We start from the raw sequence: 22714 nt of genomic DNA, 5'->3' as shown, positions 1-22714 counted from the left end.
AAAGTCTTGGTCCCGTAATCACGTTCGTATTCGACTAATTCCAAGAAATTTCTTGGGCCGTCACTAAGCACATCTCCGATTCCTTCAATCTTCTCAAAAACCTCTCGGGCTTTTGTTTTGTTCTTGTTTCGTTTCGGCTTTCTCAGCCGTCCCTCTCAGGAACGACGCCAATTATAGAATTTTGCAGAAACTTTGCAAGGGCTGTTTTACAAAAAACCGCTGTTTTTTTGCTGTTTTTTCCAAAAAACGGAAAAAACACGAGTCTTACTCCGACAATTCCCGACGATTTCACAAACTATTCACAACTATTTTGAAAGATACTTTGCAAAGTCATCATTTTTTCCGAATTTTCCATGTCGATCGGCACGCAATCCAGCTGCCAGCGGAACCAAGTAAGCTGCCTTTTGGCATAATTTCTGGTTTTCTGCTTCACATTTTCTACGATTCTTGCCAAATCAGTATGACTTTTAGCCTCTAGAAGTTCCCTATATCCCAAACTTTGCCACGCCGGAGCATCCAAAGGCACCGTTTTCGCCAGTTCTCGGGCTTCATCCACCCAACCACCTTCAATCATCTGGTCTACGCGGCTATTTATTCGACGATACAGTTCATCTCGGTCACGCTGCAAAGAAAAAACGGATAACTTGCCGACCCCGCCTTCACGTTCCTTCTGGAATTCAGACAATTTACGACCCGTCGATTCAAAAACCTCCAGCACGCGGGTAATTCGCTGGACATTTCCGGGCACCACCTTTTCCATGGCTTCGGGATCAACTTCACAGGCACGCTTATAGACAACATCTACCCCATCGCGCACAACCAATTCTTCAATTTTCTGGCGCAGGGCCGGTTCAATTTCAGGAATCTTAGGCAAGCCTAGCATCAGACTTTGCAAATAAAGTCCGGTACCACCCACAAGGATGAAGTTCTTCTCGGGATTCTCAGCCACCAGATTTTTTACCAGGCTACAAAACGCGCCCGCAGAGAAGTTATCTGTAGGGGGCACGAAATCAACCAGGTGATGTCGCACGCGATTTAAACTTTGGATGTCAGGCTGAGCAGTCCCAATGGAAAACCCCTTATAAATTTGACGGGAATCCACACCGATAATTTCAGCGTTGTAATGTTCTGCAAGTTCCAGAGAAAAATTGGATTTACCAATTCCCGTGGCTCCAACCAAGGCAAATAGAATAGGCATGGGTTCAATGTAGTTATATTTTACGGTAGAATGAGAAAGTACAAACACATTATTGCCATTATCATTGTTCTTGCCGTACTGATCGTGGGCATCAAATTCGCACTCCCCAAAATTGCGGAACTGCAAAACGGAACAAAGGAAACGGCAACCCAGAACACCGATTCTACCGCCACCGAAGTTTCCGCTTCAAATGTTCCCGAAGAAGAGCCTCTCTCCTTTGAGGAAAAAATGCAGCAGGAACTGCAAACCTTAAAGGCGGAGTACAGCAAGCGTCGAAAGAGAAACATCTGGACTCTGGGCCGAGGCAAGACCATTATCGTCTACCTGCTCCAGGCCCAGCGTTTCATCAACAAGACTGGCGGCCAGATTCTTCGCATGGAAGAAATCCATGACGACAGAAGTTCCGCATTCCAGACCGCCCAAATCGACCTCATCAAACCCACCGGCGACACACTTCTGCTGGAACTGCAGGTTTCCGAAAGCATCTTTAGGGACGACGCTTCCATGCTGGCTGTGGCATTCCAGGTTACAAGCCTCACCCCCGAGTTGATTGTGGCTCTGAACAAGCTGGATTATCCATTCGACTTACTGATTCCGCCTTTCGGTATGAAAGACGGTTTCTATCCTGATTTAGACAAAGTAAAAAGAAAGGAACTTGTATTATGGCTGACTATGGAATCAACCAAGTTGAACAAGGTCCATAACAAGCTGCGCCCCCTACGTATTCATCATACCGAGGAACAAATCGAGATGGTGATTGACGATGCGAAAAAATTAATGCCTAACGCAGTAGGTATCGTCTCACGTTATGGAGAACAGGCTGTTGAACACAAGCAACTTCTCCAGGCGATTCTTAAGCCGGCAGATAAAAACAACCTGTGGTTCCTCGACGCGACCATGAACAACTTATCCAAGGTTTCTGAAGCCTGCAAGGACCTGTCTATTTCCTGCAAGGCATCCAGCCCCTACAATCCCGACAACAGCGCTCTGGCAGACTATATGCGAAGCAAGATGCGGGAATCCACAAAGAAAGGCCTGGCGGTCATGATCCTCCCGTTAACATTGGATAACGTGAATAAGTTGAGCGACCTTTCTTCCAGGGCAAAAAATCAGGGCACCACCTTGGTCAATTTATCTACATTTATGAAGTATTGATAAGGAATCACGTATGACAGTAAAGCTCGGTTTTAACGTAGACCATATTGCAACAATCCGCGAAGCCCGCAAGATCTGCGAACCTGATCCGGTAGCGGCCGCAGTTATTGCCGAACTGGCAGGCGTCAGCGGCATCACCGCCCACCTCCGCGAAGACAAGCGCCACATTCAGGATCGCGACGTCCGCATGCTCCGTGGCACCGTCACCACCAAGATGAACTTGGAAATGGCCCCCACCCAGGAAATGATCCAGGTGGCTATCAACAATCAGCCGGACACTGTTACATTCGTTCCTGAGGTCCACACCGACTACGCCACAGAAGATGGTCTGAATGTTGCCGCCAAGGCTGCAGAATTGGCAAAGCCTGCCATGACACTCAAGAGCAACGATATTGCCGTAGGCGTGTTCATCGATCCCGAAACCGAACAAGTGAAGGCCGCCAAGAAGATTGGCGCAGACTTTGTCGAATTCAATACCGGCAAGTACGCAACCTCCTGCACTCTGGGAAGCCGCGAAGAAATTGAACGTGAAATTTCCGCCCTCGAAGACATGGCCGTCCTCGCCCGCAAGTACGGCCTCAGGGTAAAGGCCGGCCGCGGTCTGAACTACCGCAACATTTCCGCCATCGCCGCCATCGAAGGCATTGACGAAGTGGTCATTGGCCACAGCATCGTCAGCAAGGCCGTTATGGTAGGTATGGACCGTGCCATCAAGGACATGCTGGACTTAATCAAGGACGCTTCCAAATAACAGGAAGCATTCCCTTTTGACGTCCAAAATAAAATTCTGAAATCAATAGTCCTTGTATTCTACGTTCTCAAGGACCAAACCCTGAGGGGGAGCCCATGTGCGCTCTCCCTTAAAATTTTTATCGAAGATCTGGTTCACCGTACCCATAGGGAGCTTACCGCGACCTACATCGTACAAGGTCCCCACCATGGCGCGGACCTGCCTGTGCAAGAAACGGTTCCCTCGGATATGGAACATGCAGTTCCAGTCGTTCAACCGCTCCAGGCGGAATTCCGTCAGGATGCAGTCCGTCGGTTTTCCATCATTGCGGGGAATGCAAAAATCGATAAAGTCGTGATGACCGAGGAAAGACTTCGCCTCTTCTGCCATGGCATCGAGATCCAGATTTTGAGAGCCGCACTCCCACCCGAAGTCCCGGAGCAGGGCCACAGGTCGGGTGTACATGGTATACTGGTAATACCGGCACGTCGCGTCGAAACGGGCATGGAATTCCGGATCGCAAGGTTGCAAGTCGCGAATACGGACAAGACGTTTCGTCAAGCCGTTGATGGAATTCACCGTACGCACCAAATCCAGTTCACCGTCATAATCAAAATGAACACACTGACCGCGGGCATGAACGCCAGTATCCGTACGACCGGAACCGGTAATGCGGATAGGAGAACGAAGCGCAATGGAAAAAGCCTCTTCCAGCGCAGACTGCACCGTTACAAATTTGGTCTTGCCACCTTCATTCTGGGCCTGCCAGCCATGAAAGGCGCTACCCAGGTATTCACACCTGAAGCGATAACGCATTAGGCCTGGGCGTCCTTAATGACAGCTTCGACCTTTTCCTGAGGAATCTTCAACTGAGAAGCGATTGCAGAGGCGGGGAATCCACGGCGAGACAGCTGAAGGATTTTCAACTTTTCAGTAGCCTCGCGATCAAAGCGGGAAGTTTCCAGGGGGTTGCTCCCCTGCAAGTTGGGATCGCCTGTAGCATTGCGGCTCTGGGCACGCAACTTCATGGTGCGTTCACGAGAAAGCCCACGAGGAGTACGCAGCACGTCAGAAAGATTCTGCATGGCAGAAGTAATACGTTCCTTGGCCGTCGGGCGAAGGGTGGGCTTGGAACCCGGGAGTCCGGTCATAATCTTGTTTTCGGGAACTCCATTTTCGTCTTCGAAGGCTATCTTCGGTTCTTCGCCAGAAGGGCTGGGAGCAGAAGCATTCAACTGCTGCTGGGCCAAGGTCTCACGCTTGTGAGCTGCGTATTCCTCGGCATCGGCAATAATGGAACGCTTCTTGGGGCGGGGACGGGGAGCCAAAGTAGTGGCATCATCCAGATCAGCCTTGACTTCCTTGAAACGTTCAGCCTTGATAGCCTCCATACGGCGAGTAATAATTTCCTGGCGACGGCGAAGTACAAACACAAGAATCACGGCGCAGGCGATTACAGCCAGGACGCCTCCAATGATCCAGCCGATCACATCGGAAGACATACCGGCAATCTTGCCATCATCGGCAGGTTCTGCAACGGCCTCACCTTCGCCACCCTCGGCAACAGGTTCTGCGGGAGTTTCACGCATGGCGGCCAGTTCGGTCCAGGCAGTTTCCAGCTGGGTACGGATCGTCATCTGGTCAGCCGGAGAATTCTGGGCGTCCCAGAGAGCAATTTCAAGAGAATCAATCCTTGCGCGGGCCTTCAAATAGGCGTCGGAATCAAAAGACGACCTAGGACCCGAAAAGTCAACAACTAGATATGCGGCCAGGCAACAGACCAGGACCAGCAATGCAATAGGTGCAGCAAACTTCTTCATGGGGCCAAATTTAGAAAAAACCTCATTGAGAATTTCGCAACACTTGTTTCAACCTAGAATAAAAAACATATTGCACGCCTCAAAAAAACTTTATAACTTTAGGTTCAAGAACTCTTTGTTCTCCTCCTAACCCCCAAAAAAGGCATCTCGGCGTCAGCTGGGATGCCTTTGGGTTTTTATAAAAACGAACCAGGGGTAACGTCAAACGAAGAACCTCATACTTTAAATGGGAACGAAAAAAGGCTGGCCAGAGGCCAGCCTACCAAAACGCCTTAGAAACGTTAGCGGTTAATCAATGCGTCCGCAATAGTCACGCGGTTTCCGCCAGCCTGCATGGCGTGTCTCAAGGAAGCCTCGGCCATGTAAAGCAGGGATCCACCATCAGCCGCATGGGCGGGCATCACCGCAACACCCAGGCTCAACGGAGTGGCAAGCACACCAGCACCATAGGCAATCTGCAACTGGGAAATCTCGTGTCTGATCTTTTCCGCACGCTGACGTGTAATTTTCAAGTCAGCTCCCGGCAGGATGATGCAGAACATCTCTCCGTCATAACGGCAGGGAATATCTTCTGTACGGATATAACCAGGCAAGCGCTGTCCAAGTTCCCAAAGGAGCTGTTCAACAGCATGGCGACCCTTAGTCTTCTGAATCTCGGCAATAGAATCGGGATACAGCATAATCAGGCCAATGGGAGTCTTGTGTCGAGTTGCAGCAGCAATTTCCCGAGCCAGGGATTCTTCCATATAACGTCTGTTAAACAAGCCAGTCAGATTATCCCTGATACTATGTTCCTTATAGCGGACATTCAAATTCTGGTTAGACACATAAAGACCAAAAGTCGTCGCCACAAAGCTAACCTTGGCATGCCAATCATCCAGGGATTCATTGTCGGGCAAGGCATCTACCTGCAGAGAGAAAATGCCGAAATGTTCTTCCAATCCTTCAATAGGAGCGCAGAAAGAAATTCCCTGGGGACGGTGGTGAAGATGGGTACAACCACCAGACAAGTCATGCTTGGAATAATCACAAACAACAATTTCACCAGAGTTATAGCTAGCACATTCACCAGGACGAATGGAAGCATCACTGATGACAGAAGGACCAAAGGAATACAGCTTGCGAAGGTCAGTCTGGGTACCTGCATACATATATAAGATACCAGAAGCCTTGGGGAACATGGCAGGCAACAACTTTTCAAGATTCGCCAGAACTTCACCGAAAGGTCTATCCTTCAGAATACTCTTGGCATAACGCTTCCAGACATCCAGGGGGAAATTCGCCCTCAGAGGAGCCCCAGCAATCTTTTCAAGAGCCTCCCTGGCGGAAATAGCGCCCTTGGGAAGGGGAATTTCATTTTTTGCCGTTACAGGCGGCGGCTCAGGAGCCTTTACCGCAGGTTTTTCTACCGGTTCTGCAGGCTTATTGGCCTGGATTCCAGCGACCAGATCTAGCTGAGAGGCCTTCAGAGATTCCAGATTTTCGTTAAACTCGGCCTCGGCAGTTTCCACCCTACGCTTGCAGAGAGTGTAAAGAACAAATCCGAGAACGGCACCCCAGGCGCCGATAAAGGCAAACTTTCCGCCCAGCGAAATAGTCGCTTCGGGAACGAAAAACGATACGCCCACCCCAGCTACAAAAGCTATGAGCCAAACAATGTAAGATACCATAGTCATACGAAAAATTTACTTATTTAATTTCTACATGGCACCCCTATTCCGTTATAAAGCACTAATATTCTAAATTTAGGCCTATGACCATTCTCGAAAAAATCGCCCTAGCTCTCCCCGCTGTCGAATCCCCGGCCCGTTATATGGGTGGCGAAGCCAACAGCGTTGTCAAAGACCACAGCAAAATGCACTGCCGCATGGCCTTCGTGTTCCCCGACAAGTACGAAATCGGCATGAGCAATAACGGCATCCGCATCCTATACCATATAATCAACAAGGAACCGGACCTGCTATGTGAAGTGAGCTTTGCCCCCTGGGAAGACATGGCTCGAGAAATGGAAAAGTACGACATTCCCCTGTACAGCTACGCCAGCTACACACCCGTAAAGGATTTCGAAGTCCTGGCCATGACCTTGCAGACGGAACTGAACTTCACAAACGTGCCCTACGTGCTGGAACTCTCCCGAGTCCCCGTATGGAGCAAGGATCGTCGAGAAGAGGATCCCATTGTTATCGCCGGCGGCCCCGCCATGGCCAACCCGGAACCCGTAGCGGATTTCTTTGACGCCTTCCAGATTGGCGACGGTGAAGAACTGATGGTCAAGTTCCTCCGTTGCGTCGGCGATGGCAGAAAGGCTGGCCTTTCCCGCAAGCAGATTCTCGAGAATTTATCAAAACTGGACGGCGTATACGTCCCCAGCCTCCGTCCCACCGTTACCAACGAATTTGGCGACATCGTTCCTGCAGAACCCGCCACCGGCCCCTACGAAAAGACCACCGGCGTTCGCCGCCAGTTCATTCCCGTAATGGACCGCAAGAACTACCCCATCAAGAACCTCATCGCCAACATGCAGCTGGTCCACAACCGCTTCAGCGTAGAAGTCATGCGCGGTTGCGCCCAGGGTTGCCGTTTCTGCCAGGCAGGCATCTGGTACCGCCCCTGCCGCGAGCTGGATCCAGACGACGTTCTTGAAATCGCCAAGGAAGGCATCAAGGCCACAGGCGAACGCGAACTGGGCCTGCTCTCCCTTTCTACCGCCGACTACAAGCCGGTGGAAGGCCTTACCGACTCTATCATCGACGATCCGTTCTTCGATACCGTAGACGTAAGCCTCCCCTCCATCCGCGTCAACGCCTTCGGCGAAACATTGGCTCAGAAAATTTCCGCATTGAAGGGCGGCCGTAGCGCCACCTTCGCCCCTGAAACTGGTTCTGAACGAATCCGCAAGATGATCAACAAGACCATCAGCGACCAGGACATGTACAACGCCGCCGAACACGCCTTCAGCAGCGGATTCAACAAGATCAAGCTCTACACCATGATCGGCTTTCCCACCGAAAACCTGGAAGACATGGAAGCCTTCTGTGGCCTGATCGAGAACCTGGTAAAGATTGGCCGCAAGTATCTCCGCGGATGCCAGATTGCCGTTTCCATGGGCATCTTGATTCCCAAGTCCTTCACCGGCCTCCAGTGGGCTCCGTTTATGGACAAGGAAACCGCCCTAAAGCATATCCGTTTCGTTCGCGAAAGATTCTTTAGACACCCCAACGTGAAGGTGAACTGGGCTGGCTGGGAAATGAGCCACCTGGAAGCCGTATACAGCCGCGGTGACCGTCGTCTTGGCCCCGTGATTTATGCCGCCTACAAGAAAGGTCTAACCTTTGAAAGCGACGCCTATCGTTTCAACTACGACACTTGGCTCCAGGTCTGGGAAGAATGCGGCTACGACACCAGCTGGGTCTACCGCACCCGCGAAAAGGAAGAAGTCTTCCCCTGGGACGTCATCCATGCAGGAACCACCAAGCAGTACCTCCGCCGCGAATGGGAAAAGGCTTTCAAGGAAGATTCCGCTCCCGTTCCCAACTGCAAGTGGGGCGACTGCCAGAAGTGCGGCATTCCTGGCTTCGGTGCAGAAATCCATCTGGCCAACGATCCGGTACGCCATAAGGCTCCCAGCCGCACACCCGAAGAAATCAAGAAGCTGGTGGCAGAACGCCGTCCCAGCCAGAAGGTCTGCTATAGCTACAAGATTACCTTCAAGAAGACTGGCATCAGCCGCTTCCTGCCTCACCAGAACATGCTCAGCTTCTTCGAGCGAACCTTCCTTTGCGCAGGAATCCCCATCAAGTTCAGTGAAGGTTTCAGCCCCAAGCCCCGTATCAGTAACATGGGCGCCCTCCCCCTCGGCCTTGAAACCTACTGCGAAATCATCAGCGTGGAACTGCTACAACCGCTGGACATCAGCAAGGAAGGCCTGGAAACAACCATGAAGCAGCTTTCCGCCCCCTTCCCCCGCGGCATGGAAATCGTGAACATCGAACCGCTACAGGGTAAGCTGAGCAAGAACATGCCCAAGGCCATGATTTACAGCTTCACTCCGGACAACCTGGATCCGGAAACGGCAGCAAAAATCATGAAGTCCTTCGACGAGAAGTCCCTGCCAGTGGTCACCAACCACCGCGGTCAGGAAATCAACCTGAACGAACATATTCTCGGCATCCAGATTCAGGGCGGCAACATCATGACCAAGATCAAGTGTAATGAGATGGGCGGCACCGCCAGCCCCTATAACATCTACGCAGGTCTGCTTGGAAAAACCTACGATCCCAAGAAACTTGACGATGACACTCGCAGGTTCCTCATCAAGAAAATCGCCATGGAATTCTAGGGAAACCTCCACGAAATTTAGCCGCTCCATTCGGGGCGGCATCTTATTTTGCGGAACTTCACCTAGTCTGCATTAAGAAATTATTCTGCGGGCAGGATAATTTCAATATGACTGGTACTCACATTCAAAAAGTGAGTACGGAACAAGTCCTTTTCAGTTCTGTCGCTGACCTTTACCTGGGTAACGGCGATAAAGTCCTTGTTTTCGCGAATATAATCTGTAAGGCGTTCGTCACGAAGAGTGTCGATTTCGCCAGTAATGATAAAACTATCGGTCCAAATCTTAACGAGCATATATCAAATATAAAGTTTTTCCACATTGGAAGAAGATTAAAAGCATTTTTTCGGAGCAAATTAGTGCCGTTTTACTTTTTGAAAGTATTTTAAATCGTGTCACCCCCTCATTTCGGGGATTTAATTTGAATTTTAAACGGAAATCCGCATGATTTCAAAAGGAGTGTGTACCATGGCAACTAAGAAAAAGCAACTCCAGCTCGTCCCCGGACAGATGATGTACTACAACAAGGCTTTTATGGATAGCAACATGGGCCGCCCCATCAGAATCCTGTCGGAATTCATGTGTCCGCAGCAGATTTTTGATCAGGAAGGCATCCAGAAAACCATCGTCTTCTTCGGTTCCGCACGAACCCTCCCCATGTCAGAAATCAAGAAGCGCCGCAAGAACTGCAAGAACAAGGCAGAACTGGCCCGTCTTAAATGTCTGGAACTCGTCGCCGAGTACTACGATGCCGCCCGTGAGCTAGGTGCAAAGCTTGGCAAGTGGGCAAACAAGCGCAACGAAGGATACGCCATCATGACCGGTGGCGGCCCCGGCATTATGGAAGCAGGAAACCGTGGAGCAAACGATGTGGGAACCCCCTCCGTCGGCCTCAACATCAAGCTGCCCTTCGAACAACATCCCAACGTCTACATCGACGACGAACTGAACTTCCAGTTCCGCTACTTCTTCATTAGAAAGTACTGGTTCCTCTGCATGGCCCAGGCACTGGTGGTATTCCCCGGCGGCTTTGGTACGCTTGACGAGATGTTCGAAATGCTCACTCTCATCCAGACTCACAAGTACGCTCAGAGAATGCCCGTTATCGTATACGGCGCCAAGTTCTGGAAAAAGGTCCTTAACTGGGAATACCTGGCAGAAACAGGTATGATCAACAAGGAAGACCTCAACCTGTTCCACTTCTGCGACTCCGTAGACGAAGCCTACAAAATCATTACCGAAACCTTGGAAAAAAGGGCCACCGAAAAGAAATAATTTCAAACCAAATTTTTATGAACAAAGGACTCCGCAAATGCGGGGTCTCTTTGTTTTTACCCGACTCAAAAAAGCTATAATTGTAGCATGCTTCGGAACATCATTGCAGAAACGTTAGACCGTGTTTCAAGAAACCTTGCGCTGCGTCCAAATTATACCATGGACGAATACCAGCGGTGGTTTGACCAGAATCCTGAATTTCTGCACAACGGTGCCGCCCAGAGGATCAAGCTCATTGAACCTCTGACTCTAGAAGGTACCAACAACCTGTACAGGGCGAACTTCTGGATAGAACACCCGGGAGATTCCACCCACTACGCCGAAAAGGAAATCGTTGTCAAGATTTGCAAATTCTGGGCTCCTCCCGGAAAGAACCGCCTGCACCGCCTCAACATGCTGCTGAGCGCATTCCAGGACGAAATCAGAATCAACAACTTGATCCACGCCACCAATATCGAAGGCGTCGTTCAGAGCATGGGCGGTGGCATCGCTGGCCGCCATCCCTATCTCAAGATGGAATTCATCAAGGGGTGCTCCCTGGACCGCACGTTCCGCACAGACCTTACCGATGATGAAGTTCTCCACCGGGTATCCCAGTTAGCCTACCTGGCCAACACCATCAGCCAGCTCCACTACTATCAAGTGGTCCATAAGGATCTCAAGCCCAAGAACCTTCTCCTGTGCCAAAACCCGCAACACAAGAACAACCACAAGATTCTTGTATGCGACTTCGGTTACGCCCAGGCCAAAATGCGGGAAACCGTCACCGAATATGGTGGACAGATGACCCCCTGTTACAGCGCACCGGAACAGGCAATCATGGGAGAAAATCTTTCGGCATCCGTAGACTATTTCAGCTTCGGCATCATTGTCCACGAATACCTGACAGGCCGCAAACTCTTCCCCAAGTCCATGGACATCTTCGTGGAAGATGGGTACCGAGTCACAGACCGTTACCTGGAGCACCTGAAAACAGGCCGCGAAAACAGTTTTAACGACCCACGATTCCCAGAACTGTCTCAATGGATCGAAAACCTCACCATATTCGACAGCTTTGAACGCATGCAGAATTGTCCGAACCTGTTCGATATTGCGCATAAACTCCGTGAAAGGGTAAATGCTCAGGGATACCGAGACGTAAACACAGACTTTTTGTGGAATCAATTGCGCGAATACAATCGTTAGATTATATTTTGCTTATATGGCAAGTTTCCCAAATCGTGAAAGATCTGTATTTCTGCAAAACAAAACACCCCTAGCCCAAATCAAGCGACGGCTAAGGATAATTTTGAAATTTGCCAAGGATATTTTACAGCAGATGAAACCGTTACACTATGTAGCGCTCATCCTGGTTGTTTCGCTAGGTGTATTCAATGGAATCACCGGTGCATACCCATACATCAAGCAGCACCAAAGGGAAGGCAATATCGTCAAGACCTTTGATACCTGGTGGCATAACGCAGGCGCCCGTGAATTTAGATCCGTGGGCCTCGAACCCACAAAAGAATTAAAAGCCGAAGAATTCCAGCGCTATCGCGAAAAATACCTTCAGCAGAACCCGTCCTACATTGTAGAAGAACGCGTTGCTGGAATGAAGAAGGAATATCGCGAATGGTGGGAAAACAACGGAGGCCGCGAAGCCTACATCCAAGACCACGGTCACTATCCTAACGAAAGCGACTATCGAGCAAGTCTAGAGGAATGGATTAACAGCTTTACCGATAGATACCTTCGTTACAGCCTCGCCTTCGCCCCGAAATACGAACAATACGAAAGAGTTCTTACCAGCTGGATTTTGATTCCTGGAGTATGCAGTTTCCTTTCGTTTGCCGGGCTGTTCATGTTCGCTATCGTGCGACTGGCTAGACGTTGGAGCCTATGGATCATCTGTCTGACGACAGCGGCAGTGACACTCGCCGGCCCCATATTGGTAAGTGTACTGACAACCACGAGTTTCTTCGACCACTACTCCACAGAACGCTACATGGGCATGAGTCTCACCGTGGCATTCCTGTTGGGAGCGACCGCCTTCGGAAACCGCAAGAACCAGGTCACCCCTCTAACAAGGAACATCTGTTTCTCGGGCGTAATACTGGACATGGCCATCAACTGGTTCCTCAATCCGGGGATCTTTGGTGCGGTGGCCGCCCTTTCTCCCGTATGTTTTGGAATCGGCGCCTTCGCTGGCGTCCGAATCGAAACTCGCCTTAGGAGCCAAGCCGAAATCAACGCAGACCTTTTAAGGGAACGCCTTCTGGAAAAAGCCTCCCAGAATCCGATGGCCGAAAGAAAGGCCAAGACTAGAACCCTTATCGAAGATGGATTTACAAGCGCCAAGAACTGCAGACCGGAACAAGCCCATCAGCAGCTACGTCTTGCATTGACACAACTTCTTCAGGAACACCCCGTGGATGCAGCCCTCGTAAAACAGACCGTCATCCGAATGACCGCCCCCGACCAATACCTTGATTTTTCAAGCAACCAATGGATGGAATGGGGCGAAATCGCCAAGGCTAAAAATGCACCGGACGCCGCCATCCTCCTTCTGAAAAAATGTCTCAGCAAGGAAAAGGATCCGAATTTTGCAAGACGTTCGCTGTTCACTCTGGGCGAGACCTGCGTCACCAATAAAATTGAAGTTCAGGAAGGCATCGGCTACCTTCAGAAAGTCATTGAAATGAATGAAAACGATATCCTGGCAAAGCAGGCCCGTAAAACGTTGGAAGCCCTGAAATAAGTTTCAAGTCTCGCCCCCGGGCGAGGCTCTTATTTTACCGTCAGAGTTAAATCGCAAACGTAAGTATTCCCTTCGATCCAAGTTCCGTAGGAGTATTTACCAGAGAACAACAGCTCAAGGCGTTTTTCAAACGTTGCCAGACCGAGTCCACTTGCACCAGGTTTCGGCTTACGGGGGAAGTTGCTGTTTACCGATTTGAAATGAATCTTGCCATCTTTCTGACTGATGCGAATATGAGCAAAGCTTTTCCCATCAGGGTTTACACAATGCTTCATTGCATTTTCAACAAGAGGCATCATCAAAAGAGGAGGAATCTGACAATGAGGGTTCTCCAGATCCGTCTCAAAGACATACTCAAAACTTTTAGGAAGACGAAGTTTTTCAAGTTCTCCGTACTTCTGTAGCAAATCAACATCATCCTTGATATCGATAAACTTGTCAGACGTCTGATAAAGCATTACGCGTAAAAGTTTACTCAGCTTTTCCATGCTGCTTTCTGCCAATTTCGGTTCAATCCTGATTAGGCTAGTAATATTGTTCAGCGTGTTAAACAGAAAATGGGGACTCAGTTGGCTCTTCAAAAAATCAAGTTCATACTCCAGCGCCACTTTCTTCTTTTCGCGAATAATAAAGGCTCGTATAAGCTGACGACTAAATACAGAGATAATGATACACAGGAAGCTAATGGTGCTTAAGATAATCATGAACGAAACAAGAGTCCAGACAGAAAAATGATCTCTAACCGTTCTGAAACAATAAGACCCGAAAAATTCAGCAATGCCACCACTAGATTCCGACATTGTCAGGAACGAATATAGTTCACGACAAAACAGCACAATGACAAAAAGAATTGAATCACAGACAAAATAGCGAACATATTTTTTCTTGAAAAAGAATTTGGGAACAAGGATTCTCTGATTCAGGAAAAAGATCAGCATCGTAGACAACAAGGGCAGATAATAACGGCCCAACGCACCCATGGTAACGTCATCCCCAACAGATCCGCTAGGATCCAACAGGATAATCAAAGGGAAAAAAAGAATAAAGCTCCAAACAAGAACCATCAACAGCGTTGCCGGCACAGGAAAAAAGCTTTTCGATTCATCATCTCCCAATATGGCAATCAATTCCCGTTCGCCGCGGTCAAACTGATCTTCCTGTAAGGAGGAAAGACGCTCGTGAATAACCTGCCAGAAGTCTTTTAAACGTTTTTTTGTGCTTTCAATTGACATTTTGTCCTCTTTAGAACAACAAAAATAGGTCATTTTAAGCGTAATTTGGGCACTTCATGACAAAAGTATGACAAAACTACGGAAAAAATGACAAAATCTGTGAAAAACTTTTGCAAACCCTACACCAATCTATGACACTTCAACTAGAACATAGAGGTATCTTTGTAAACGTAAGAAACAATACAACAAACAAGAGGCTGATATGAATACAAATACACGTACAAGAAGCGAGAAGGACGCATACTTCCGTTATCTCGACGAGATTTCCAAATATCCGCTGCTTACCAAGGAACAGGAATACATTTTACTCCGTAAGATCCAGCAGCAGGGTAGCCGTTCTGCAATGGAAATGCTGGTCAATTCCAATCTCCGATTCGTTGTAAACATCGCCAATCTGTATAAGGGTCAGGGCGTTGACGTAATCGAACTGATTAACGAAGGTAATATGGGTTTGATGCACGCCGCCAAGCGTTTTGACCTTAGCACCAATCTTAAGTTTATCAGTTATGCCGTATGGTGGGTTCGTCAGAACATTGTGCGCCACATCGCAGAAAACGGCCGCATCGTTCGCATCAGCGCTGAAAAGGAACTGGTAATTCGTAAGTTTTCAAAGCACGGAGGCACCCTCCGTCAGAATATCGGTGGAACACTATCCATTGACCCCAAGAGTCTTGAAGGTGTTTCCAAGTACAAGGCAGACTCTATTGAAAAGATCTTGATGATGGCTCAGCGTTCCTCCTCTCTCGACGCCCCCTTGAGCACCAATCAGGAACTCACCTTAGGCGACACCTTGTCTGATTCTGAAAACAAGGCTGACAACCTGGCCGCATATAGCTTTGTCAAGAAGCATATGGACAAGGCCATGAAGGACAACCTTTCCGAAGAAGAAATGCGAGTGATCAAGCTCTGCTTCGGCTTCGATCGGGACATCGAATACACCCTCAAGGATATCGGTCCCATGGTTGGTCTTTCTAAAGAAAGAGTTCGCCAGATCAAGAAGGCCGCCCTGGACAAGCTCCGCGGAGATTACAGGACTCACGACCTTCACGGCGCAGCCTAGTGAAACGCCACTTTTCTTACTGAAGTTTTTTCATCTCTCTCTCCTTAAATTAAAAACCGGCCTTACGGGGCCGGTTTTTCCGTTTTTCATACAACGACTTTCCTATGAAATTGTATTTTTTCGGTATGAAATTCTATATGCCGAACTTTCGCAATTTTTTCGTAGCTTCCCTTTCTGCACTTGCTCTTGCCAACGCAGCAGGTGACAAGCAGACACCCCCGGGTGATTTCTATGACGAAGTTTCCCGACTGAACAAGGTTCTTTCTGAAGTCAACCGCAAGTATGTCGAAGACGTGAACCCCACGGAACTGACGGACGCCGCCCTGGGTGGCATCCGCAACATCCTGGACCCCCATACCACGGTATTCAGCCCCAAGGACTACGAAAGCCTCAAGGTATCCATGGAAGGCAAGTTCGGCGGCGTAGGTATTACTATCAGCCTCCGCGACAACATTCTGACCGTGATTTCTCCGCTGTCTGGCACCCCGGCATTCCGTCTGGGCATCCGCGCAGGCGACCGCATCCGCAAAATTGACGGCAAGGACACCAAGGGTCTGACCCTGGATGACGCCGTCAGCAAGCTCCGCGGCAAGATCGGTACCGATGTGACCGTCTCTATTGAACGTGAAGGCGTTCCCGACCTGATGGATTTCACCATTACCCGTGCAGAAATCATTGTGCACGCAGTGCCCCATTACGGCATGGTGACCAAGGATATCGGCTATATCAAGTTGGCAACCTTTAGCGACAAGACCACCAGCGACGTGGAAAACGCCCTCCGCAGCCTGCAGAAACAGGGCATGAAGAAGGTGATTCTCGACATGCGCTACAACCCCGGTGGACTTTTGAACCAGGCTATCGAAATTAGCGAACTGTTCCTAAAGCAGGGCAATGTCATCGTAAGTACCCGCGGCCGTACCCAGCGTACCGAAAGCCGTGCCCGCAAAGACGGTATCATAAAGCAGGACATTCCCATGGTGGTCCTGGTAAACCAGGGTTCCGCCAGCGCAGCAGAAATTGTTTCTGGCGCACTGCAGGACTGGGACCGCGCTCTCATTATCGGTAAGACCTCCTTCGGTAAGGGTTCCGTACAGACCATCTTCCCGCTGGATAACCAGGGCAACGCCCTGAAGCTGACCACCGCATTCTACTACCTGCCTTTCGGACGTTGCATCAACAAGCCCGAAAACGGGATCAAGGGTCTGAAGTTGCAGGAAGCCGAATACGACGCCGAGGAATCCGGCGACGAGGCAAAGGTTGATTCCCTGAAAAAGGATACCGTAGCCCAGGATACCTTCTACACCAACAACGGCCGTATGATGTTCGGCAGCGGCGGCATCACTCCTGACGTTGAAGTTGAACTGGACCCCATGCCCTGGGTTGTTCAGGTTCAGGAAAGAATGTCTATGTACTTCAAGTTTGCTGTAAAGGCTCGCCCGGACCTGGAAAAGTCTGGCGCAAAGATCAGTGCAGAATGGGAAGTACCCGACAGCCTGTACCTGCAGTTCAAGGACTACTGCATGAAGGATACCAACTTCACGAAAATCAAGTCTAACGCACTTGTTGGCGTCGACCAGTTGGAAAAGAGCATTATCCGTGAACAGAACTACATGGGCGATTCCTCCAAGACCGTAACCGATTCCGTCTTGGCAGCCCGTCTGGCAGAAATGCGCACCGCCCTGGAAAACAACAGGAATGCCCAGTTCGACGAAAACAAGGATTATATCAAGGACGGCATCAAGCGTGAACTTCTGACTTCCTTCATTAACGATTCTGTAAGTACCGCATTCTCCCTGAAGCGCGACAAGCAGCTGAACGAAGCCATCAAGTATCTGAGCGACATGAGCCTTTACAACAAGGCTATCGCTCCGGCAAAGAAACAGCCCGCCAAGAAGCCCACCGCCGAAAAGGCCAAGGACTCCAAGAAGAAATAAGGACTGACCTTGATAAAGACAATGGACAGAGCCGCAGAAAGTCTGGGCAAATTCATCCGGAAATTTCTGTACACCGCCATCGGTTATCTGCACTTCGTGTGGCAGATGTTTAAGAGTGTGCCTGGAGCCTTCAGCAACTTGCACACAACCGTAGAACAGATGCAGCATGTGGGTGTCACCAGTATCCCTGTGGTGGTGGCAGCCTCCCTTGCGACAGGAGCCATCATGTCTTGGCAGCTGGCTTACCAGTTCGCCGATATGATTCCCCTGATGTTTGTGGGCATGGCCGTGGGAAAATCCGTGATGGTCGAGTTGTGTCCCATTCTTACAGCCATGGTGCTGGCAGGCCGAATCGGAGCCTCCATGTGTTCTGAGCTTGGCACTATGGCGGTCACGGAACAGCTTGATGCATACAAAGTATTAGGTCTCAGTCCCTATAAGTTCTTGCTGGCCCCCCGCCTGATTGCAACAGTCATCATGTTACCCACCCTGACGGTGTTGAGTATTTTTATCGGCATTATCGGCGGATACGAAGTCGCTCACCTGTACAAGGAAGTTTCTTTTTCCGTATTCTTCTACGGTGTTAGAATGTTCTACCAGGATTGGGACCTGATCGTGGGCTTGATCAAGGCCACTCTCTACGGATTCTTTATATCCAGTTACGCATGCTATTTCGGCTTTACCACCCATAGCGGCGCCGAAGGCGTAGGCAAGGCAACAAAGGCCACCGTGGTGGCAGGCATGACCAGTATTCTTATTGGTGGTTACGTGCTTTCACAGCTGTTGCTCCTGTAAAAATCAATGGCCGCATTTGAACAAAGACGACGGAAGAATGGAGTCTGCAAGAATGGTCCTGCAGACATTAGCGTTCTTCTGAAAATGGTTCTGGACAAGAGCAATATCACCGAAGATATGACCTTCAAGACACTGTCGGAAGGGTTCGAGAAAGTGGTCGGAACATTGCTTTTACCCCACGTAAAAATTGACCGTTTTAACAAGGGAATTTTGGTGCTAAAATGCGCCAACTCAGCCTGGAAACACGAGCTGTTCCTGCAAAAAAAAGCTATTATTGACAAGTGTAATTTACTGTTGGGCAAGCCTGCAGTGCGGGATGTCCGACTGATTTAGCCAGGTGGCTGAAATGCCATCTGCAAACGAGAAAAAGATGGCAGAAAATTTGGAAAATACAGAGAACGACGTTAAGGTCGATTCCATTGAAACAGTCAATCAGAACGTTTCTACCGAAGACCTGAAGAAGGCCGAAGAAGATTATAGCGGCTCCAACATTACCGTGTTGGAAGGTCTCGAAGCGGTGCGCGTGCGCCCGGCAATGTACATCGGTTCTACCGATATTCGCGGTTTGCATCACCTGGTGTGGGAAGTGGTGGACAACTCCGTGGACGAATCCCTGGCCGGATTCTGTAACCATATCGAAATTGCAATCCTTCCGGGTAACGGAATCCGCGTGACCGACAACGGCCGTGGCATTCCCACCGACATCCACCCCAAGGAAAAGGTGGGTACACTGGAAGTGGTGATGACCAAGCTCCATGCCGGTGGTAAGTTCGACAGCAATTCCTATAAGGTTTCTGCAGGTCTCCATGGCGTGGGTGTCAGCTGCGTTAACGCCCTTTCTACCAAGCTTGTGGCTACCGTTCGCCGTAAGGGCAAGGTAGTGACCCAGACCTTTAGCAAGGGTATTCCTTGCGGACCCCAGCAGGAAATCGGAACCTGCGCCGAAAACGAAACCGGAACCACCATCGAGTTCTATCCGGACGATACCATTTTCAGCGAAACCGTTTACGTTTACGACACCCTGGCTACCCGCTTCCGCGAACTGGCATTCTTGATGAGCGGCCTGCGCCTGACCTTGACCGACGAACGTACCGAAGAAAAGGTGAGCGAAACCTTCTGCTATCCGGGTGGCGTTTCTGAATTCGTGCGCTATGTGGATGAACACCGCACTCCGCTGTTCCAGGCCCCGATTCACCTGGTGCTCCCCGATGGCCAGTATCCTCTGGAAGTGGCCATGTGGTACAACGACGGCTATCAGGAAAATTTCTTTAGCTTCGTGAACAACGTGAACACCTACGATGGCGGTACCCACGTTACCGGTTTCAAGACCGCGCTGACCCGCGTCATCAACAAGTTTGCCGCCGAAATGCCCAAGGGCAAGAAGGACATCCAGATTACCTCTGACGATATCCGCGAAGGTCTTACCGCCGTTATCGCCATCAAGGTTTCTCAGCCTCAGTTCGAAGGCCAGACCAAGCGTAAGCTGGGCAACTCCGAAATCACCAGCTATGTGGCAAGTGCATTCGGTGCCAAGCTGGAAGAATACTTCCAGGAAAATCCGGCTGCCGTGAGAGTCATTCTGGACAAGGTCTACAACGCAGCCCAGGCACGCGAAGCCGCCCATAAGGCTCGTAACCTGGCCCGCCGCAAGAACGTTCTTGAAAGTGGCGGACTTCCGGGTAAGCTGGCCGACTGCAGTAGCCGCGATCCCAAGGAATGCGAAATGTTCATTGTGGAAGGTGACTCTGCAGGTGGTTCTGCAAAGCAGGGCCGCAAGCGCGAATTCCAGGCCATCCTCCCCCTCCGCGGTAAGATCCTGAACGTAGAAAAGGCAAGCCTCCACCGCGTGCTGGACACCGAAGAAATCCAGAACCTGGTGAACGCCATCGGTTGCGGCCTCGGTTCTGAATGCAAGCTGGAAAAGCTCCGCTACCACAAGATCGTGATCATGACCGATGCTGATGTGGACGGCTCCCATATTCAGACTTTGCTGCTGACTTTCTTCTTCCGCTATATGCGTCCCCTTATCGACAACGGCCACGTGTTCCTGGCCATGCCTCCTCTGTACAAGCTGAAGGTGGGCCTCAAGGAGCAGTACCTGTTCGACGAAAACGCCAAGGAAGAAGCCATGGCCAAGCTGGAAGACAAGAAGAATGTCACCATCACCCGATTCAAAGGTCTTGGCGAAATGTCTGCTGAACAGCTTTTCGAAACCACCATGGATCCCGAAAAGCGCCTGCTGAAGCAGTGCTATGTGGAAGACGCCGTTGTGGCCGACCAGATCTTTAGCATGCTCATGGGCGAAGACGTGGAACCCCGCCGTAAGTTTATTGAAAATAATGCCTACAAGGTTCTTGACGAACTGGATGTTTAATCATGAATTCCAAGGATTCCCTTCAAAGTAAAGCTGATTTTCAGACCGTTCTAAACCAAGCCCGTGACCTCGTAAAGGACCAGCTCCAGCTGACGGAAGAGGTCATCATGGACGTGGCAAGGAAAGCCCCCGCAGGCATTTCTGAACGTTTGGTATCTCTGTTCCAGCGCAAGGGCAAACGCATTCGTTCTACCCTGCTTTGCCTGATTGCCCAGAGCGGCAGCGTAAAGCCCAACGCCGACCGCGTTGCACACGCTTGCGCAGGCATTGAATTGCTGCACCTGGCAAGCCTGGTCCACGACGATATTATCGACGGAACAGACATCCGCCGCGGTCAGAAGACAGCCCACAAGGAATGGGGAACTCAGGTTGCCGTTCTCATTGGCGACTACGTTCTTTCCCAGGCCATGCGTTGCGTCATCAACGAAGAATCCCGAGACGTGCCCGTGATTCTTTCTAACGCAGCCGACAAGCTAATTGCAGGTGAAATTCTCGAGCTGGACTATTCCGGCAATACCCACCTGTCCTTTGAAAAGTATGACGAAATCATCGATGGCAAGACCGCAGCCCTGATTGACGCAGCAGCCCGTATTGGCGGCATCCTGGCCGGCTTCGATGCAGAAAACGCAGACAAGTGCGCCCAGATGGGTAGCCATTTCGGCATCGCCTTCCAGATCGTGGATGACTTGCTGGACTACGGCTTTGGCAGCCAGAACCTGGACAAGGCCAAGTTCACCGACCTTGGCAACGGCCTGATTACCCTGCCCCTGCTGTACTACTTTGACGGATGCTCCGCAGCCGACCGCAACGAGATGGAAAGTCTCATCGCCAAGGCTTCCGAGGCTGGCGTTCCCGAAAAGATTATCGCCAAGCTGAACGAAAAGGAAGCATTCAAGAAGGCCAAGGCCTGCGCTCAGGACCACCTGGAAAAGGCTCTTGAAATTGCAAACCAGCTTCCGGCAAGCAATTTCACCGACGAAATCGTTGCCATGTTCGCCTCCATGAGCGATCGCGGAAACTGACTCTGCGGCAAGGCAATTCTCTATCAAGCAAAAAAAACGACCGCTGTAGCGGACGTTTTTTTATTTCCCAGCTAGCGCTTGGGATTATGCGGTTCCCTATTTTTTTCTTGTCCAGATGGCCATGAACACAAGCACAGACAGGAAGCACATGGCAATGATAATCCAGAATGCCAGGTCGCTACCTCCGGTGGCATCGCCGTTCATGCCGAAGGGCAGGCGCACGTTCATGCCGAACAAGCTGGCGAAGAACGTCGGGAGGGAAATAGAAATGGTCACGATGGTCAGGTTCTTCATCAGCGTGTTCACGTTGTTGCTGATGACGCTAGCGCGGGCATCCATCATGGACGTCAAAATGTTGGCGTAGATGTTTGCCTGCTGCAGGCTCTGGCCGTTTTCAATCTGGATGTCTTCCAGCAATTCACGTTCGGCTTCGGTCCAGTTGAGGCTGCGGCCCATCTGGAGCTTGCGGAGCAGGGTATCGTTACTGTTCAGGGCGCTGACGTAGTAGATCAAGCCCTTGTTCAGGCTGAACATGGAAAGCAGGTACTTGTTTTCCATGGCGGTACGGAGCTTCTGTTCCAGTTCGTCGTTGATGCGATTGATGATCTTCAAGTGTTCGTTGAAGTGGTAAATCGCATAGCTAAGAACCTTAAGCACGAAAGTGTTCAGGCTGTCGATCTTGGAAAAACGCTTTTCGTCGGTAATGGGAATGTCGGAGTCCGTCAGGAGCAACACCCAGTCCTTGAAAATGAAGATACCGAAAGATTCTACGCGGAACTGGAAATTATCGGCCGCAGAATAGTTCTTGGGCTTCTTAAACACGATGGTGGTAAAGTCATCATCGTATTCTATACGGGAAAGTTCGTCGGAGTCGAATGCAGACGCAATGGTATGTTCCGTGATTTCGTATTCCTTAACCAGCACGCTTCGCTGTTCCTGGCTAAGAGAACCCATCATGACGATGTCTGCCACTTCTTCGTTCGGGGCACTAGCGAGGCGCCCTGATTCGATTTTATAGTACTTCTTGAGCATAGCGCCCCCTTGAT

19 protein-coding genes are annotated in these 22714 nt (G+C 50.2%); 12 read left to right on the top strand and 7 right to left on the bottom strand.

From position 1 onward, the window contains the following. Positions 1-295 precede the first annotated feature (295 nt). Complete coding sequence (miaA, locus tag BUB94_RS04550) at positions 296-1198, bottom strand: tRNA (adenosine(37)-N6)-dimethylallyltransferase MiaA (protein WP_073158919.1); 903 nt, start codon at positions 1196-1198, stop codon at positions 296-298. A gap of 30 nt (positions 1199-1228) precedes the next feature. On the opposite strand from miaA, the gene BUB94_RS04545 reads away from it, so the two are divergent. Together BUB94_RS04545 and BUB94_RS04540 are read left to right on the top strand one after the other, a co-directional pair. Next, on the top strand, positions 1229-2353 hold the full coding sequence (locus BUB94_RS04545; RefSeq protein ID WP_073158918.1) for a divergent polysaccharide deacetylase family protein: 1125 nt from the start codon (positions 1229-1231) through the stop codon (positions 2351-2353). A 13-nt stretch (positions 2354-2366) separates the two neighbouring features. Beyond that, positions 2367-3104 (top strand): pyridoxine 5'-phosphate synthase, encoded by a 738-nt coding sequence (locus BUB94_RS04540; protein WP_073234558.1) that lies wholly within the window; start codon positions 2367-2369, stop codon positions 3102-3104. Positions 3105-3146: 42 nt separating this feature from the next. Here the strand turns inward: BUB94_RS04540 and truA are convergent, their stop codons facing one another. The 3 genes from truA to BUB94_RS04525 all read right to left on the bottom strand — a co-directional run bounded on the left by truA (position 3147) and on the right by BUB94_RS04525 (position 6579). Then, on the bottom strand, positions 3147-3899 hold the full coding sequence (gene truA / locus BUB94_RS04535) for a tRNA pseudouridine(38-40) synthase TruA (RefSeq protein WP_073234555.1): 753 nt from the start codon (positions 3897-3899) through the stop codon (positions 3147-3149). Continuing rightward, positions 3899-4903 (bottom strand): hypothetical protein, encoded by a 1005-nt coding sequence (locus BUB94_RS04530; RefSeq protein WP_073158912.1) that lies wholly within the window; start codon positions 4901-4903, stop codon positions 3899-3901. Before BUB94_RS04530 ends, truA begins: the two co-directional genes overlap by 1 nt. Positions 4904-5184: 281 nt before the next feature. Continuing rightward, positions 5185-6579: a GGDEF domain-containing protein gene (locus BUB94_RS04525; RefSeq protein WP_073234552.1), complete on the bottom strand. Its 1395-nt coding sequence runs from the start codon at positions 6577-6579 to the stop codon at positions 5185-5187. A gap of 77 nt (positions 6580-6656) precedes the next feature. Here BUB94_RS04525 and BUB94_RS04520 point away from each other — a divergent pair, with 77 nt between their 5' ends. Further along, the gene (locus BUB94_RS04520) at positions 6657-9242 is read left to right on the top strand and encodes a TIGR03960 family B12-binding radical SAM protein (protein ID WP_073234549.1); all 2586 of its coding nucleotides are present in this window, start codon (positions 6657-6659) and stop codon (positions 9240-9242) included. Between the two features lie 80 nt (positions 9243-9322). On the opposite strand, the gene BUB94_RS04515 is transcribed toward BUB94_RS04520, so the two are convergent. Next, entirely contained in the window at positions 9323-9535 is a 213-nt protein-coding gene (locus BUB94_RS04515) for a DUF6812 domain-containing protein (RefSeq protein WP_073158906.1), read from the bottom strand. Between the two features lie 172 nt (positions 9536-9707). On the opposite strand from BUB94_RS04515, the gene BUB94_RS04510 reads away from it, so the two are divergent. From BUB94_RS04510 to BUB94_RS04500, 3 genes are all read left to right on the top strand, one after another. Beyond that, positions 9708-10514: an LOG family protein gene (locus BUB94_RS04510; RefSeq protein ID WP_073158904.1), complete on the top strand. Its 807-nt coding sequence runs from the start codon at positions 9708-9710 to the stop codon at positions 10512-10514. Positions 10515-10601: 87 nt separating this feature from the next. Continuing rightward, positions 10602-11699, top strand: a complete 1098-nt coding sequence (locus tag BUB94_RS04505) for a protein kinase domain-containing protein (RefSeq protein ID WP_073158902.1) — start codon at positions 10602-10604, stop codon at positions 11697-11699. Between the two features lie 133 nt (positions 11700-11832). After that, positions 11833-13251, top strand: coding sequence for a tetratricopeptide repeat protein (locus tag BUB94_RS04500; protein WP_139260119.1), 1419 nt, complete (start codon positions 11833-11835; stop codon positions 13249-13251). 29 nt (positions 13252-13280) lie between these two features. Here the strand turns inward: BUB94_RS04500 and BUB94_RS04495 are convergent, their stop codons facing one another. Continuing rightward, complete coding sequence (locus tag BUB94_RS04495) at positions 13281-14483, bottom strand: sensor histidine kinase (RefSeq protein ID WP_073158898.1); 1203 nt, start codon at positions 14481-14483, stop codon at positions 13281-13283. A 202-nt stretch (positions 14484-14685) separates the two neighbouring features. Here BUB94_RS04495 and BUB94_RS04490 point away from each other — a divergent pair, with 202 nt between their 5' ends. From BUB94_RS04490 to BUB94_RS04465, 6 genes are all read left to right on the top strand, one after another. Then, entirely contained in the window at positions 14686-15543 is an 858-nt protein-coding gene (locus tag BUB94_RS04490) for a sigma-70 family RNA polymerase sigma factor (protein WP_073158896.1), read from the top strand. Positions 15544-15668: 125 nt separating this feature from the next. Continuing rightward, positions 15669-17477, top strand: a complete 1809-nt coding sequence (locus BUB94_RS04485; RefSeq protein WP_073158894.1) for a S41 family peptidase — start codon at positions 15669-15671, stop codon at positions 17475-17477. Between the two features lie 21 nt (positions 17478-17498). Further along, on the top strand, positions 17499-18272 hold the full coding sequence (locus tag BUB94_RS04480) for an MlaE family ABC transporter permease (RefSeq protein WP_249506132.1): 774 nt from the start codon (positions 17499-17501) through the stop codon (positions 18270-18272). A 6-nt stretch (positions 18273-18278) separates the two neighbouring features. Then, entirely contained in the window at positions 18279-18605 is a 327-nt protein-coding gene (locus BUB94_RS04475; RefSeq protein ID WP_073158890.1) for a DciA family protein, read from the top strand. Positions 18606-18642: 37 nt separating this feature from the next. Further along, entirely contained in the window at positions 18643-20646 is a 2004-nt protein-coding gene (gene gyrB, locus BUB94_RS04470) for a DNA topoisomerase (ATP-hydrolyzing) subunit B (RefSeq protein ID WP_083538106.1), read from the top strand. 2 nt (positions 20647-20648) lie between these two features. Further along, positions 20649-21668, top strand: coding sequence for a polyprenyl synthetase family protein (locus tag BUB94_RS04465; RefSeq protein ID WP_073158888.1), 1020 nt, complete (start codon positions 20649-20651; stop codon positions 21666-21668). Positions 21669-21764: 96 nt separating this feature from the next. Here the strand turns inward: BUB94_RS04465 and BUB94_RS04460 are convergent, their stop codons facing one another. Next, a complete protein-coding gene (locus tag BUB94_RS04460; protein WP_073234543.1) occupies positions 21765-22700 on the bottom strand; it encodes a magnesium transporter CorA family protein in 936 nt (311 codons plus the stop codon). Between the last annotated feature and the right edge of the window lie 14 nt (positions 22701-22714).

Origin of the sequence: Fibrobacter sp. UWH9, assembly GCF_900129715.1 — a bacterium.
Lineage (GTDB): Bacteria > Fibrobacterota > Fibrobacteria > Fibrobacterales > Fibrobacteraceae > Fibrobacter.
Note: the sequence above shows the minus strand (reverse complement) of the source record. Positions and strands in the feature narration are given on the sequence as shown.